General features: G+C 61.5%; 13 protein-coding genes. 6 read left to right on the top strand and 7 right to left on the bottom strand.

The annotated features are described in order from the left end of the window. A partial coding sequence (locus Q6D67_RS18920) for a hypothetical protein (protein WP_304707234.1) occupies positions 1 to 413 on the top strand: 413 nt, incomplete at its 5' end. Positions 414 to 480: 67 nt separating this feature from the next. On the opposite strand, the gene Q6D67_RS18915 is transcribed toward Q6D67_RS18920, so the two are convergent. Beyond that, a complete protein-coding gene (locus Q6D67_RS18915) occupies positions 481 to 1,542 on the bottom strand; it encodes a glycosyltransferase family 2 protein (protein WP_304707233.1) in 1,062 nt (353 codons plus the stop codon). A 97-nt stretch (positions 1,543 to 1,639) separates the two neighbouring features. On the opposite strand from Q6D67_RS18915, the gene Q6D67_RS18910 reads away from it, so the two are divergent. The 4 genes from Q6D67_RS18910 (at position 1,640) to Q6D67_RS18895 (ending at position 7,509) form a co-directional block, all read left to right on the top strand. After that, positions 1,640 to 2,719 carry a glycosyltransferase family 4 protein gene (locus tag Q6D67_RS18910; protein ID WP_304707232.1) on the top strand — a complete coding sequence of 360 codons (1,080 nt, stop codon included), beginning with the start codon at positions 1,640 to 1,642 and terminating at the stop codon, positions 2,717 to 2,719. 13 nt (positions 2,720 to 2,732) lie between these two features. Further along, positions 2,733 to 3,662, top strand: coding sequence for an endonuclease/exonuclease/phosphatase family protein (locus Q6D67_RS18905; RefSeq protein WP_304707231.1), 930 nt, complete (start codon positions 2,733 to 2,735; stop codon positions 3,660 to 3,662). A gap of 98 nt (positions 3,663 to 3,760) precedes the next feature. Then, on the top strand, positions 3,761 to 5,182 hold the full coding sequence (xrt, locus tag Q6D67_RS18900) for an exosortase (protein WP_304707230.1): 1,422 nt from the start codon (positions 3,761 to 3,763) through the stop codon (positions 5,180 to 5,182). A gap of 107 nt (positions 5,183 to 5,289) precedes the next feature. After that, on the top strand, positions 5,290 to 7,509 hold the full coding sequence (locus Q6D67_RS18895; protein WP_304707229.1) for a tetratricopeptide repeat protein: 2,220 nt from the start codon (positions 5,290 to 5,292) through the stop codon (positions 7,507 to 7,509). Between the two features lie 57 nt (positions 7,510 to 7,566). Here Q6D67_RS18895 and Q6D67_RS18890 read toward each other — a convergent pair whose 3' ends face one another. The 5 genes from Q6D67_RS18890 to Q6D67_RS18870 form a co-directional block, all read right to left on the bottom strand. Continuing rightward, positions 7,567 to 8,316, bottom strand: a complete 750-nt coding sequence (locus Q6D67_RS18890; RefSeq protein ID WP_304707228.1) for a hypothetical protein — start codon at positions 8,314 to 8,316, stop codon at positions 7,567 to 7,569. Between the two features lie 138 nt (positions 8,317 to 8,454). Continuing rightward, positions 8,455 to 8,850, bottom strand: a complete 396-nt coding sequence (locus Q6D67_RS18885) for a cytochrome b5-like heme/steroid binding domain-containing protein (RefSeq protein WP_304707227.1) — start codon at positions 8,848 to 8,850, stop codon at positions 8,455 to 8,457. Next, positions 8,847 to 10,112 (bottom strand): ferric reductase-like transmembrane domain-containing protein, encoded by a 1,266-nt coding sequence (locus Q6D67_RS18880; protein ID WP_304707226.1) that lies wholly within the window; start codon positions 10,110 to 10,112, stop codon positions 8,847 to 8,849. The genes Q6D67_RS18885 and Q6D67_RS18880 overlap by 4 nt, the downstream gene beginning before the upstream one ends. 84 nt (positions 10,113 to 10,196) lie before the next feature. Next, positions 10,197 to 10,478 (bottom strand): hypothetical protein, encoded by a 282-nt coding sequence (locus tag Q6D67_RS18875; RefSeq protein WP_304707225.1) that lies wholly within the window; start codon positions 10,476 to 10,478, stop codon positions 10,197 to 10,199. Between the two features lie 109 nt (positions 10,479 to 10,587). After that, a complete protein-coding gene (locus Q6D67_RS18870; protein WP_304707224.1) occupies positions 10,588 to 11,409 on the bottom strand; it encodes a hypothetical protein in 822 nt (273 codons plus the stop codon). Positions 11,410 to 11,547: 138 nt separating this feature from the next. Here Q6D67_RS18870 and dinB point away from each other — a divergent pair, with 138 nt between their 5' ends. Beyond that, a complete protein-coding gene (gene dinB, locus Q6D67_RS18865) occupies positions 11,548 to 12,648 on the top strand; it encodes a DNA polymerase IV (RefSeq protein WP_304707223.1) in 1,101 nt (366 codons plus the stop codon). Here dinB and Q6D67_RS18860 read toward each other — a convergent pair. Beyond that, entirely contained in the window at positions 12,645 to 14,951 is a 2,307-nt protein-coding gene (locus Q6D67_RS18860) for a heavy metal translocating P-type ATPase (protein WP_304707222.1), read from the bottom strand. The genes dinB and Q6D67_RS18860 overlap by 4 nt on opposite strands. Positions 14,952 to 14,998 lie beyond the last annotated feature (47 nt).

Genomic DNA, 14,998 nt, shown 5'->3' with positions numbered 1-14,998 from the left:
AAGAGGACCAGGGCGCCTACGCGGTGTGGGCTCGTGGGCGGTGGCAGACGACCAGTGATTCACCCTGGACCAGCGGTGGGATTGCGCAGGACGTGTCAGCCCAGAACGTGATCAGGTTTCCTTCCGCAGAGAACATTCGTTATAGCGTTAGTACGCTTACCTGGACAAAAGAGGGGGAGCTGCTGCGTGTTGAGATGGACCTGACGTCCGCCGTAGGTCAATTGTGGAAACGCACCGTAGAGTGGAAGCCCAGTTGGGAAGAGCTGCGTATCAGAGACGTCTTCGACTCCCGTGCTGCTGAGTTCGGCTTTGAGAAGCCCAGTGCGGATGACGACCGAGCCCCGTATGTGAGTGACGCAGAGGCTAAAGTGCAGCGTGTATCTGACGGGTTCCGCAGCGTGATTAGCTGGTGAGGCGATGCTGACATGTCAACTTACCCAGCCATGGGAATGGTGGATTTCGAGGACGATCGGGCGGCATTTACGCTACGGCATGACTGAGTTGCTTCGGTGCTCCCCCTTCCACTGTCTCGTAAAGCAGCGTCGAGTTGCCGATAGGATCGGGCAGTGGATCCCAGATCGGGAACAGGCGCCTGCGGATGGCGGAGAATACCTTGTCGACCTTGTTGGCCAACCCGATGGGCAGGTGCAGCCAGCGCAGCAACAGAAAGAGTCGCCTGCGGATGGCCCAATTGTAGATGGATTCTTCCGAATAGAATTTGTAGCCCCAGCGTTTTTCAAACAGGCGGCTGGAGTCGTAGGTCACCCTGCCGTTCCAGCGCAGGTTGAAGTAGAGCAAATCCGACAGGGCCGCGCGGGTGCCAAGGTTGTCAAAGTGGATCACGGATCTTGGGTCCGCGACCAGCTGTTCCCCCCTTGCCTTTAACTGCATCCCTATGTCCAGGTGTTCGCGGATCGTCATCTGGGGAATTTCTATCGCCTGTAAGGTGGCGGTTCGGAAGAAAACGCAGTGCAGCTCAAAGGCCTGCGTTGGTCGTATCTCGGCAGGCACTTCCTCTGGAAGTGAGCGCCGATAGCTCTTGTGTTCTATCAGGCGTGATTCGCCCTCGGCCGCGACAACCCGGATTTCGTTGGTATACAGATGATTGCGCAGCTCCGCGCCCTCGTCGACCCCCGCCTTTTCCAGTGTCAATGGCGATACCACGGCGGCGCCCTGTGATTCCGCGGTTTCAATCAGGGGCTCCAGCCAGCCAGGCGTTACCCGCGAGTCATTGTCCAGTAGCACTGTATAGCGGGTGGCAATGCGCTCCCGATACCGGCGCAAAGCTTCCATGGGGATTATCCGCCCATCGGTAATGACCGTCATATTCGGCTTTTCTGTGCAGGCTGCCTGTATGTCGCGGGCCAGGGCCGCCGGGTACCCCAGGTCCAGTACCACCAGGTCAAACAATTCCACTGACGTACACTTGTATACGGTGTTGATGCATTCAATAATGCCGGTGTAGCGATCGCGTGGGGTTATCACGATTGTTACTGGTTTGTCTGCAGCGTGCTGTTGCTGCACTGAGCGTGGTTCAGTCATGGTGCTCTCGCTCCTGGTCAGGTTGTCCCGCCATGGTGGCGCTTTGGTTACAATAATCCATTTGGGTTTCCAGTATCCAGCGGTTTCGGACTGTTCTATGGTAGTGATTCACGCGGTATCCAGCTTGAATATGGGCGGGGCTGAAAGGTTTGTGCTCGACCTCTCCACCGTCCAGCGTGAGCAGGGGCTGGCCCCGCTTATTCTCAGTTTGGGGCAAGAGAGCGACGCCTTGGTCACGGAGGCGCGGTCGCTCGGGTTCGGGGTGCTACTGGCGCCGCAAGGCCTTGTTCGCCGCTCAGTGGCTGTGTTGCGGTGGATCAGGCAACGGAAAGTTCGCATTCTCCATATTCACAGCCCCATGGTGCTGAAAGGCCTGGCTCCAATCCTGCCCATCCTGGCATTGCACTGTCGAATCATTTATACACGGCATGGCGCTGCACCGCTGGCGGCAAAGCACTGGTTGCGCCTGCACCAGTGGGCCGGCAGGTTCGTGTCGGCGGTAACCTTTGTGTCCAACACCTCACAGAGCGTGTTTCACGAGGTGCAAAAGTGGCCCGCTGATATCCAGCAGGTTATCGACAATGGGGTCTTGCTGCCACCCAAGCTAAAGCAGCTGCGGCAGGATACGCCGCTGCAATTGGGCTGTGTCGGCCGGCTGGTCGAGCTCAAGGGGCAGCGGCACCTGATCCAGGTACTGGGTAATCCTGAGCTGTCTGTGCCCGCGTCGACAAGGCTGCACGTGTTTGGCGACGGCCCCCAGTGCGGGGAATACGAAGCCCTCGCCGCCAGTCAGGGCGTTGCGGACAGGGTCAGGTTTCACGGTAATGTGATGGACCGGGAGGCCGTGTACGCCGCTTTTGACATCCTGGTTGTCTGCTCGCAGAGTGAGGGGCTGTCTCTGGCCATCATGGAAGCAATGGCACATGGAATGCCGGTCATTGCCACGGACGTCGGCGGCAATCCCCAACTGGTAGTGGACGGCGTCACCGGCCTGCTGGTGCCCTACGGGGATCTCAAAGCATTGGCAGGCGCAATTAGCCGCCTTGTTGGCGACCTGGAACTCGCCACCGTCATGGGTAAGCGTGGCCGCGAGCGCATTGCCGAGCACTTCTCGATCGAGCGCACATCCCGGTTCTATAGTCAGGTCTATGGATTGCCGGTGAACAGCGGGGTTTAGACGAGTGCTGTATGTGCTGGCTAGCGCAGGGTATTGGCTGGCGCTACATGTTCCTCTGCCGCAGGCTTTGCAGCCGCTGGTCACGCTGGCGGACCTGTTGCCGCGCTGGCTGGTGTTTCTGCCGACTTGCCTGCTGCTCCTGGGCAGGCGCGGCCCGGCCAGGCTGGCCGTTTACGCGGCCCTGACGCTACTCAACGTGTTTCTTGTTCTGGATCTGAAGCTACACATGGTTGGCACAAATGGTGCCAATTCAGTATTAAGGGTGGGCAGCTATAACACCGGCGGTGGCAGAGTGGACGTGTCCAGGCTACTGGACTGGTTCGAAAGTCACCAACTGGATGTGCTGTTGTTACAGGAGTCGGGCGGATTGCGGCTTGCGGATCAGGCGCTGCCAGAGCACTTGAACCCGCACTGCCATGCGCAACTCTGTGTTCTCGCCAGGCATCCTGTTACCCCCGTCGCGCACCTGAACCGCACGCCACTGGGCGGCTATGGCACCTACGCCGCCAGTTATGTCCTGTCGTTTCAAGGGCAGACGCTGCCGCTGGTCAATTTGCACCTGAACACGCCCCGGCACGCGCTGGAAACCCAGCGAGCGCCGATAACCAATTACCGCTGGTTTCTGCGCTTGCATGAGAGGCAAGCGATAGAGAGTATGCTGGCCAGTGCCCTGGTGCCCGCGGCTGATCGGGTCAGAGCCATTGTTGCTGGCGACTTCAACTTGACGCAGCAGAGCAGTATTTATCGCCAATACTGGAGCGAATGGCAGAACAGTTTCAGTCAGGCGGGTAATGGTCTGGGACGCACCAAACATACCCGTCTGCTGGGGGTGAGAATCGACCATATCCTTGCGGGGGAGGGGCTTGAGGCGCTCAGCAGTGAGGTGTTTCCGCCCATGGGCGGGGATCACCGCCCGATAGTCAGCACTTTTTTCCTGCGCTAGCCAACCGGGTCACATTTTCTTTATTGACCTTGGTTGGGGCTGGATTCAACATGCTAGTTTGATAGGCACCCGCTTTCTCCCGCAACAAGGATCTCGTGATGCAAGAAAGACAGTCGATGCTTCCCTTGCTTGTCATTGCCGGAATTTTCTCGCTCTTTCTTCTGTTCAATCCTGAAATTATCGCCGATTGGCGGATTTATGGTTTTGATGATGGCACCTATTCCCATGCCTATCTCATGCCTTTCGTAATCGGATTTTTGTATTGGCGGGCGTGGCGGCAATGCCAGTTGCAGCTGCGCTGGAACGGCCTGTTTTACCTGCTGTTTCTCGCCTCCCTGCTGGGTCTGCTCTGGCTGATAGTGGCGCAGCAAAGTTTGTTAAGTCGTTTTGCCATACCACTGGTGCTGGCGTTCGCGCTGGCGTCGGTTTTTCGGGTCAACGCCAGCCTGTGGGTCCCGGTGAGCCTGGTCTGGTTCATTGTACCGATATGGGGCGGGCTCAACGGGATTCTGCAGGCGATTTCGGTCTCGGCGGTGAACTGGATTATGAGCTTCAGTCATATTCCCACGTTCGTCGAAGGCAACTATGTCCACATTCCCGCGGGGACTTTCGAGATTGCCGATGGCTGCAGCGGCCTCAGGTACCTGATTTCGGCCCTGGCGCTGGCAGTCATCTACGCATTTCTGAATTTGAGTCGTGCGCGATCTGTGGCGATTTTCTTTATTACTGCCATTCTCGGCTCATTGCTGACCAATTGGCTGCGCATTGCGGCGCTCATTTATATCGGCGACTACTCCGATATGCAAAGCGATATGGTGCGCGATCACAACGTCTTCGGCTGGTATCTGTTCGTGCCCTTCCTCATCGTGCTTTTCTATGTGGGCAGCAAACTTGAGCCGCGGCTCCCGGCGCCAAAGCCGCCCCTGGATGCCAGCGCTTTTACCGGCTCCCCTGTAAAAGCTATTCTCATGGTAATGTTGCCACTGGTTCTCATCTCCGGCGTTACCATTCACCTGTACCAGTACGGCACACTCCGCTGGCTGGTGCCCACATTTGATGTGGATCGCGGCGTCGGCACCAGCATATTCAGTGAACCCAGTCCCGTGGTCTACGTCTGGTCGAGCCGGGAGGAGGAAAATGTTGCGCTGGAGGGTACGCAAGTCAGTGTGCAACGGTATTTCTTCGAGGGCGAAACTGAGGGCCACAGGGCTGATTATTATTTGAACAATCCCGTACCCAGGGGTTGGCGAGTCACAGATTCCCTCCAGTCTGATCACTACACGCGGTTATTAATCGAACATGCTGGCGGGCAGAAGGCCGTGCTGGTCTATTGGTATGAAATAGGCCAGCGCAAGACCGGTAGCAGGCAAGCTTTCCGTATCTACAGACTCATCGAAGCCGTGTCTCTGAACAACCGCACCGCGCTGCACTGGATTTTCGCCGGTTGCGGTGACAGCAGTTGCCGGGTGGAGACAGAGCAGCTGCAGCGCTGGGTTGACAGGTCCTCCGGCGCCCGGTGAGGGGCACGTTCTCCATGGCGGTACAGCTATACGCCGATATACTCTCCCGCGTAATATGTGAGCGAGTGAGTCTATGTCTCCATGGTCCAGAGCGAGCTCCCAAGCCTATGCCGTCATTTTCCCGCGCCCTTGTTGGATTCATTGCCCTGTTGGCTGTTTTCACGGTTGCCTGTTCACCAACACCGGCGCCCGATGAGCTGTTGGCTCGCGCCAGCCAGTCGCTGGAAGCGGGCAATCTCACTGCTGTTGTCATTGATGCCAAGGCCGCGCTGCAGCAGGACCCGGAAAACGCTGAGGGGCGATACCTGCTGGCAGAGGCCTATTATCGTCAGCGCCAGCTGCAAGCGGCGCTAGTGGAATTCAAACACTCTCTGGCAGCCAGGCCTGACCCCGCGGTGGCAGCGCGCTACGCCGAGGCGTTGATTGCTTCAGGTGAGTGGCAGCGCCTGATCGAAATGCGTCAGGGAGGTGACTTTGAGTTTGCGCTGGCCAATGGGGATTTCATGGCGACCCTGGCGAGAGCCCAGGCCCTCAGTGGCGACACGTTTACGGCAGAGCATTCGCTTGCGGTAGCCCGCAAGCTAACCAATTCCAGCCCGGCATTGTTGCTGGCTGAAGCAGTATTCACGATGCATCACACCGGTGACCTGGCGCAGACTACTGCCGCGCTGGATGAGCTGACCGGGCGCTACCCGGACTATGAAGAGGGCTGGAGCTTCCTCGGTGCCGTGGCGCTCACACGCGGTGAATTGGAGCTGGCTGAAACTGCGTTTGGCAGAGCGGTGGAGCTGAATCAGAGCCGGACCAGCGACAGGTTGTCGCTGATCAAACTGTTGCTGGACCGCGGGGCCACAGAACTCGCTGCAGAGATGCTTCGACCCGCCGCCACCGCGGCACCCAGGCACCCGGGTGTGCTTTACGCCCAGGCTCGGTTGCTGCTGACTCAGAATCAGCCGAGAGCCGCACTCGAAGCGTTACAGCAGGTGTTGGCGGTAGACCCGAGTCATTATCCCAGCTTGTACCTGGCGGGAGTGGCCAATGTTCGGGAGGGCAATTTTGCCACCGCGCAGCTGCACCTGTCGAAGTTTCTCAGTGGCCGGCCTCACCATGTGAATGCCCGCTTGCTACAGGCGAACGTGAATTTGCAACTGGGTGAGACGAGCCTCGCCAGGGAGATGGCGCGGAGCATCCTGAAAGAGCACGCCGAGAACATGCCGGCACGACAGATTCTTGCAGCCAGTGAGCGTGAGGAGTCGCCGGGGGCCGGGCCGCTGCAGGAAGCTCGTGGGGCGCTGCAGCGTGATGAGCGGGTGGCGGCGCGCGAGCATTTTTCCCATGCACTCGAACTTGACCCATTGCTGGCGCCTGCGCGCCAAGGGCTCACGGCGCTTGCGATAGGGGACGGCGATTTCGGGGCGGCGCTCGCCAGCGTCAAGGAGGGTTTGCACCTGCAGCCAGACAATCTGCAGGGACTTCTTGATCTTGCCGCGGTGCATGCCAATGCGGGCGATCTCGAGGAGATGGCCGAAACGCTGCGAAATGCCGTCAATACTCATCCTGAGGCCGCCGAGCCGCGTCTGGTGCTGGCTCGCTATCATGTGCAACAGGGCGAGCCAGAGGCGGCGGTGTCGCTATTGAGAACGCTGCCCGACCATCCTCGGGTATTGGTACTGCTCGCCCAGATTGAGCAATCCCGGAATGATCCCCTGGCAGCTGAGGGATTCCTGCGCAGGGCGCTGGAGTTGGACCCGGAAAACGATGAGGCCCGCAAGTTGCTGGTGGCGTCGCTGTTACTACAGGGAAAAGTACAGCTGGCTGAGGAGTTGCAAGCGTTCTGGCTGGCGGAACTCCCGGACAATATCGCGACGCTGCACCAGATGGCGGCCCTTTATCTCGCCCGCGGCTGGATCGAGAGCGCACGTATAGTGTATGAACGCCTTTACACACTTGCTCCGGATGATGTGGTAGCACTCAATAACCTGGCCTGGATTCAACGCGACGACAATCCGGGGCGGGCCCTGGAACTGGTCGAGCGGGCCCTGCAGGCAGCGCCGGGGCATGCAGGCGTTCTCGACACCAAGGCGATGGTCCTGTTTTATCAAGGGCGGCTTGACAGGGCACTGGAAGTGAACCAGCAGAGCCTGGATGCCACTCCCGCCAAGCCAGTCTATCGGCTGCATCGGGCACGGATTCTGGTGGCAACTGGAGACCGGAATACCGCCAGGGATATTCTTGGGCAGCTGTTGTCGGAGCATAGTTATTTTGAAGAGCGGGCAGATGCGGAAGTGCTGTTGCGGGAGATTGGGGAGGACACGCCAGGACAGTAACCAACCAAGTCCCTCATGTCCTCGTGGTTGCCCGGTAGCCGTACGCGGTCACCCGGATTACGCTGTGGGCCGCCGCATGGTCCCAAGGAGAAGGAGACCAGCACCAAGTAACATTAGGGTGCCTGGTGCGGGAACGGCAACGAGTTGAACGTTCTGCCCGACCTGGTTGGAGAAGCCGACATTTCCACCGTTGGTCGGGCCCACGGCAAGCGGCTGCGTCCAGTCGGGTTGCGTGTTGTCGATATTATCGAGGCTGCCGCCGTCAAAGTAGCCACCTCCACGCGCGTCACCTGGCTGGTCGGAGATCTTGGCTCGGGCCCAAGCCTGCAGCCGCTGGTTGACCTTGTCGCTTCGCTGATTGTTGTTGCGCACGGAGCCCCGTTCATTGCCGAACAGCGAATCCGTCAGAGTGCCAACCTTGTCCTGCCCAAATGAGGGGCTGTGCGCATTGTCACTGCCCCTGACAAAAGGCTTACCGGCGCCTTTGGCAGATAGAAACGGCTTACTCACCGGCCTTCCAAAGCGTGGCGTGTTGCTGTTAACCGGGAAGCCGTTTCGTGCCGACCGGCTCGCCGCGAAGCTCTGTTTCGAGCCTGGGCCGCCTTCAGTCTTGTTCAGATTGCCAGACGCTGGCAGCACCATAGAGTACTCGCCGATACCGCGGAATCCACCCAGGCTCTTTTCCAGGTCGCTGGGGGGTGGTAGCAAATCGGCATTGGCGTGCAAAGGTATAGCCAAGGCAAACGCCGCGGCAAACGCTGATTTTCGCAGGTAGTCTTTAGTCGGTCTCATAATTTCAGTCTCCAAGAGACATCCAGTCTCTAATTAACTATAAGCAAAACCTGAGCCCAAAACTAATAAATGTAAAAAATACAATACGTTATAACTGATCCGTACGCCATGCCAGCGGTGAAGTTGGGGTAGTTGTAAAAAATGTGGACAGGGTCAGTCCCCTTCGTTCTGATCCCGCACCGGCCCCACCCCGTACCCCTCCAGCATCCCCCAGGCAGTCGGGGAATGGTCGCGGCCATAGCCTTTTGTGCGCATACCTTCGGTCGCCTCCTTGCCACACCACTGTTCCAGGACGAAAGCGGGGGTGGGGTGGTTGGGCACGTAGGTTGTGAAATCGTAGACCACGCCATCGATGGCCATCCAGCAATCGTCCAGCGTCCCGTGTTCCGCGACCTGCTCCAGAGTGTAGCCAGTAGTCTCAGTTGCATTCGAAACGCCGTCCCGGGCAGTTGCGGGGGGTGCCTCGGCCGGTCCCATGGCGTGCAGGGTGGCAATTGTGGCGATGCTCGACCAGAAGCCCACGAAGGCGGCAAACACGACTTTTTTCATAACAGCTCAAACTCCTCGGAATGAATGCGCTCGGCGCTGACGCCAGCCCTGTAGACATGATCCCTGATCAGTTGGTTCAGCGCCAGAGGCCCGCAAATGTAAACCTCGCGGCGGGCGATATCGAGACAGGCCGTCCCCAGGAAGGTCGCGGTCATCGGGCCCTCCTGGAAAAAGTAGTGAAAGGTCAGGGCAAAGCCCGGGATCTCCGCCGCCAGCTGCCGCAGTTCCTCGGCATAGACCGCGCGGCCTTCATCCTGCACTGCATAGATCAGGTGGATATCGCCGCGCTCGCCCAGCGCCTGCAAATGGCGCATGCGGGCCAGGAAAGGGGTGATACCGACGCCGCCGGCCACCCAAAGCTCCGGTGTTTTCGCTTTTGAATCAGGCGGGAAGAAACAACCGTAGGGCCCCTCCACAGTGACCGATGTGCCTACAGGGATGGTCTGGATCGCGCGGCTGGCATCGCCCAGGGCCTTGATCGCGATGCGCAACTCCGGCTCCAGCGGCGAGGAAGAAAGAGTATATGGGTGCTCCTCCCGGTGACCCGCCGCCAGGCCGGGATCGAAAGGCGTCAGATAGACAAAATTGCCGGCGGAATAGGTCAACGGGGTCTCGTCAGCTCGCAGGCTCAGTTCGGCGACCCCGTCTGCCACCAGGTCCACCCGGGTAACGGTGTAGGGCAGGCGGCCGATACGGCGCGAGAATACCAGGCGCCAGCCCACGGCTCCGACGCCGAGCAGGGCAAACAGGGACCAGATGATGGTATCTGTGGGCCCCAACATGGTGCGGCTAAACAGGAAGGTATGGAGCAGCGCGAAAATGACGGCGGGCCCGGCCAGCGCGTGCACCCGTTTCCAGCGCTCATAGTTGGGAGCGCCGAAGAACGCGAAACTGGGTGCCAGAAACGTCATCATCAACAGCAGCGCCAGCCAGCCGGCCCAGGTCGCCCGGTCTGACAGCGGGGGGAACAGAGTTTCAAAAGCCAGTCCCTGCCCCCAGGCCGAGGCGGCGAAGGCCAGCAGCAGTGGGTGCACCAGCAGCAGGAGCAGCGAGCCGGCGCCCAGCAGGTGGTGGGTGCGCCAGAGCTTGGTGAGGCCACCAAAGGGGAGGTCGACCCCCGGTACCCGGGCGCTCAGTGCCGCTGCCAACAGCAGCAGGGCGAGGCCGGCAACCCCGGCCAGCCGGCCCAGCATGCTGAGGATGGCGCTCGCCGAACTGAAGTCCGACGCGCCCAGGCCAACGGCAAAGAAACCGATGGGCACCAGGGCCAGGGACCAGATAAGGGCGTGTGCTGTGCGCGGCTTGATGGCGATGTTGGGCTCCTTGCCGGGGCAAGAGAAGTGCAGTCAGCGGCGAAAAAATTGCAGCATCCGCAGCCAGAGTGAAGGAGTCTCCGGCTCCTGTTTCGCCGGCTGCCTGTGGGATTCAGGTACGCCATGTTCGGCGTACCACTGTTCCCACTCGTGGGGTGTCAGGGTTTTCGGAATGTAATCGGGGTCCGTGTGCTCGAAGGCTTGCTCCCGGAGCGAAGTATCACCCTCCGGTTTGTCGCCTGCAGTGACGCCGTCGTCAGTGGGGGACGGTCGGTTGAGGGCTTCGCGAACCTTGCGTTGTTGAGGTGTTTCCATTGAATATCCGCATCGCTTGGGCCGGGGCCGGATTCTCCTAGTGTAGCAAACCCTGCTTGCTCTACTTCGCGAAGTAACTGCCGCGCGTAGCCAAAAGCCCCCGAGCTGGCTACCAGCGTAGGCCCAAAGAGACATACAGGCGGTCCTCCAGGCGTTCACGACGCGTCCCGGCGTCCAGGTCCAGATAATGAACCCGTGTGTGCAGGCTCATGCCGGCACCGACTACAAGGGCCAGGTCGCCCTGCCTGAGCGAGAGCCGGTAGAGGCCGCTCAGGCGCCATTCATGCAGGTAGAGTTTGTCAGCGATCTGCCGGTCGCTGTTCAGGGTGCCCCATTTCTCTCCGTAGCGTTCGAAGCCCAGCTGCCAGTCGCCGTCTGCCGCCTGTAGTGCGATTGCTACCGGCAGGTTCAGCTGGAGGGAGGATTGTCCCAGGGCAATCGCTGTTCGCCACTGTGGGTACAGCATGAAGGAGCCGAAGCGGTAGTCGCCGGCAAAGCCGATACTGGTGCCTTCACTCCCGAACCGGTACCCGATTGCTCCGGTCGCAACTAATGCATCGCGGTGAAAATCGGTGTATTTGAACATGTTGGAGGTGCCGTGTACGCCCAGGGTCAGCTCCACCTGGAACTGTTGCCACTCTGTCTGTTGGCGCCAGTCGAGCTGGTGCAGATAACCGTTGCCGGCCGGGTTCCCCTGCCGTATTCGCAGCGTTTGGTGCTTGTAGCGCAGGGCATAGGCCGAGGGGTCAGCGCGGTCCCAGCGATACCCGAGCTGCAGTGCCTGGCGAGAAACGTTCTCGTGCTCCAGGGTGGAGGTGCCGGCAATACCGCCGTCTTCCCATGCGATAGCGTCAACGGACCAGTCCCTGGCAACCGCGAGGGGGCTCGCGGTCAGCAACAGGCCCAAGACTGTCAGCACCAGCGGGTTCATCTGCCAATCCTAGTACCCTGCCTCCCAAATATCGACACATTCTGTGGCCTCTCCAGTCCACGCTCAACGCTGTTGCCACACTTGTCGTCTGTCGGCACCGCACCTACCATTCGGGTCACGTCTCTCGGGATACCGCCAGTGCAGCGCAAGATCATACACATCGACATGGACGCTTTCTTTGCCAGCGTCGAACAGCGCGACAATCCTGAGCTGCGGGGCAAGCCGGTTGCTGTGGGCGGCTCCGCCCTGCGCGGGGTGGTGGCGGCGGCAAGCTATGAAGCGCGGGTGTTCGGGGTGCGTTCGGCCATGCCCTCGGTCACGGCGAAGCGGCGCTGCCCGCAGCTTCTTTTCGTGAAGCCGCGATTCGAGGTGTACAGCGCCGTATCCCGGCAGATCCGCGAAATCTTCGCCCGCTACAGCGACTTCATTGAACCGCTGTCCCTGGACGAGGCCTATCTGGATGTCACCGCCGATCGACGCGGCGTGGGCAGCGCGATCCGGGCAGCCGAGCTGATTCGGCGCGACATCCTCGAGGAGACCGGGCTCACGGCCAGCGCCGGGATCAGCTACAACAAATTTCTTGCCAAGGTCGCTTCGGACCAGAACAAGCCCAACGGCCAGTTCGTAGTATTGCCGCAGGAGGGTGCCGCCTTTGTCGCCAGCCTGCCCGCGCGGCGATTCTATGGCATCGGCCCGCGGACGGCCGAGCGTATGGCCGGAATGGGTATCCACAGCGGAGCTGACCTGCGGGCCCAGAGCCTGGGCTTCCTGCAGCAGCATTTCGGCAAATCCGCGGAGTATCTGTATCGCGCCAGTCGCGGCGAGGACGACCGTCCGGTGCGCCCTGACCGGCAGCGCAAGTCCATTGGTGGCGAGCGCACCTGGGCGCAGGACCTGCAGCAGGATGCGGAACTGGTGGCCGCTTTGGAACAGATCATCGATATCGTCTGGGAGCGCATCGCCCGACAGCCAGCGAGAGGTCGCACCCTGACCCTGAAAATGAAGTTTGCGGATTTCCAGCAGATTACCCGGGCCCGCTCTGTGGATGCGCCCATTCCAGACCGCGCCGGTCTCGCGACCCTCGCCCACGCCATCCTCGCTGGACTGTTGCCGGTGCCGCGCGGGGTGCGTCTGCTGGGGCTGTCCCTGTCGGGCCTGGAAGCGCCGCTGGCCGACGCGGGGGCGGCGGCGTCCGCGGTGGCCGAGCCGGCGCCGGCGCAGTACTCCCTGCGTTTCTAGGCAGCCGCGCCCAATCTCACCCTGCGCAGCCGCAGCGCGTTGCTGATGACGCTGACCGAGGACAGGGACATGGCGGCCGCGGCAATCATGGGTGACAGCAGCATGCCGATCAGGGGGTAGAGGACCCCGGCGGCAATGGGCACCCCGAGGGCGTTGTAGGCGAACGCAAAGAACAGGTTCTGGCGGATATTGCGCATGGTCGCCCGGGACAGGTGCAGCGCCTGGACGATCCCGCCCAGGTCACCGCGCAGCAGGGTGATGCCGGCACTTTCGATAGCGACGTCGGTGCCGGTACCCATGGCGATGCCGACATCTGCGGTGGCAAGCGCCGGCGCATCATTGATCCCGTCCCCCACCATGGCAATAATCCTGCCCTCGTCTCGCAGGCGCTGAACCACATGGCCCTTGTCCTCCGGCAGGACTTCTGCCTCCACCTCGTCAATACCCAGAGTGCGCGCTACCGCTTCGGCGGTAGTGCGGTTATCCCCGGTGAGCATGACCACGCGCATGCCTGCGTCCTGCAGGGCCTTGATAGCGGCGCCGCTGCTTTCCTTGACCGGGTCGGCAATCGCCACTAGTCCCGCGAGGCGTCCATCCACTGCTGCGAAGATCACCGTGGCGCCTGTGCCACGCAGCTCCTCGGCGGCGGCATCCTGCGACCCGGATTCCGCGCCCTCTGCCGCCATCAGCAGGCGGTTGCCAACAGCCACCCGCTGGCCGTCCACTCGCCCGGTGACGCCCTTGCCGTTTTCGGCATCGAAATCCACCGCGTCCGGCAGGGTGAGATCCAGTTCCAGGGCACGGGCGACGATGGCCTGTGCCAGTGGGTGCTCGCTGCCCTGTTCCAGTGCCGCGACCAGCGTCAGCAGGGAGGCTTCGTCAAACCCGTCGGCGGGCCGCAGATCCGTCACTGCCGGTTTACCCTCGGTAAGGGTGCCGGTCTTGTCGATCACCACGGTATCCACCTTTTCCATCCGTTCCAGCGCCTCGGCGTCCCGGATCAGCACGCCCAGGCCGGCGCCGCGCCCGATGCCGACCATGATCGACATCGGGGTGGCCAAACCCAGGGCGCAGGGGCAGGCGATGATCAGCACGCTGACCGCCGCGATCAGGGCGAAGGCCATCGGCGGCTGTGGTCCCAACAGGGACCAGGCAATGAAGGCGACCACGGCCGCGGCGATCACCGCCGGTACGAAGTAGCCCGCAACGCGGTCCGCCAGGCCCTGAATCGGAGCGCGGCTGCGCTGGGCGCTGGCCACCATCTGCACAATGCGGGCGAGCAGCGTGTCGCGGCCAACCTTGTCGGCACGCATGATGAAGCTGCCCTGGCCGTTGATGCTGCCGCCGATGACACTGTCGCCGGCCTGGCGGGTAACCGCCAGGGGTTCGCCGGTAACCATGGATTCATCTACGGTGGAGCGGCCCTCCAGTATCTCGCCGTCGAGGGGGATCTTGTCTCCCGGGCGCACGCGCAGCCGGTCGCCCACCTGGACCTGATCCAGCGGCACATCCTGCTCCCCGCTCTGTTCATCGAGGCGCCGGGCGCTGGCCGGAGCCAGGTCCAGCAGGGCGCGGATGGCGCCTGAGGTCTTCTCCCGCGCCCGCAGTTCCAGCACCTGGCCCAGCAACACCAGCACGACGATGACCGCCGCCGCTTCGAAGTACACTGCCACCGAGCCATCGGGCTGGTGGAAGGCGGGTGGGAAGATGCCTGGCGCCAGGGTGGCGACCACGCTGTAGCTCCAGGCGGCGCCGGTGCCGATGGCGATCAGGGTGAACATGTTCAGGCTGCGGCGCTGCACCGAGCGCCAGCCGCGCAGGAAGAAGGGCCAGCCCGCCCACAGTACTACCGGCGTGGCCAGCGCCAGCTGGATCCAGTTGGACCACTGCGAAGACAGCAGGTGGTCAGTGGCAAACAGGTGGCTACCCATCTCCAGCAGGAACACCGGCAGGGTGAGCGCCAGGCCGATCCAGAAGCGGCGGCTCATGTCGAGCAGCTCTGCGGAGGGGCCGGTATCCGCGGTGACCTCTTCGGGCTCCAGCGCCATGCCGCAGATCGGGCAGTCGCCGGGGCCCTGTTGGCGCACCTCCGGATGCATGGGGCAGGTGTAGGTGGCGCCGGGGATAGCCGCTGCGGGTTCTTGCCGCTCGCCCAGGTACTGCTCCGGGTCGGTTTCGAACTTTTCCCGGCAACGGGCGCCACAGAAATACCAGGTCTGGCCCCCGTGCTCGCTGCGGTGCTTGGCGGTGGCCGGGTCCACGGTCATGCCGCAGACGGGATCCCGGGTTGTGTCCTGTGTCATGGCAAAAACCCCCAATGTGTGGGACTATTACAGCAGCAGGCTATCAT

The organism is Haliea sp. E1-2-M8, assembly GCF_030649675.1.
GTDB lineage: Bacteria > Pseudomonadota > Gammaproteobacteria > Pseudomonadales > Halieaceae > Haliea.
This window is presented reverse-complemented; position numbering and strand designations above follow the sequence as displayed.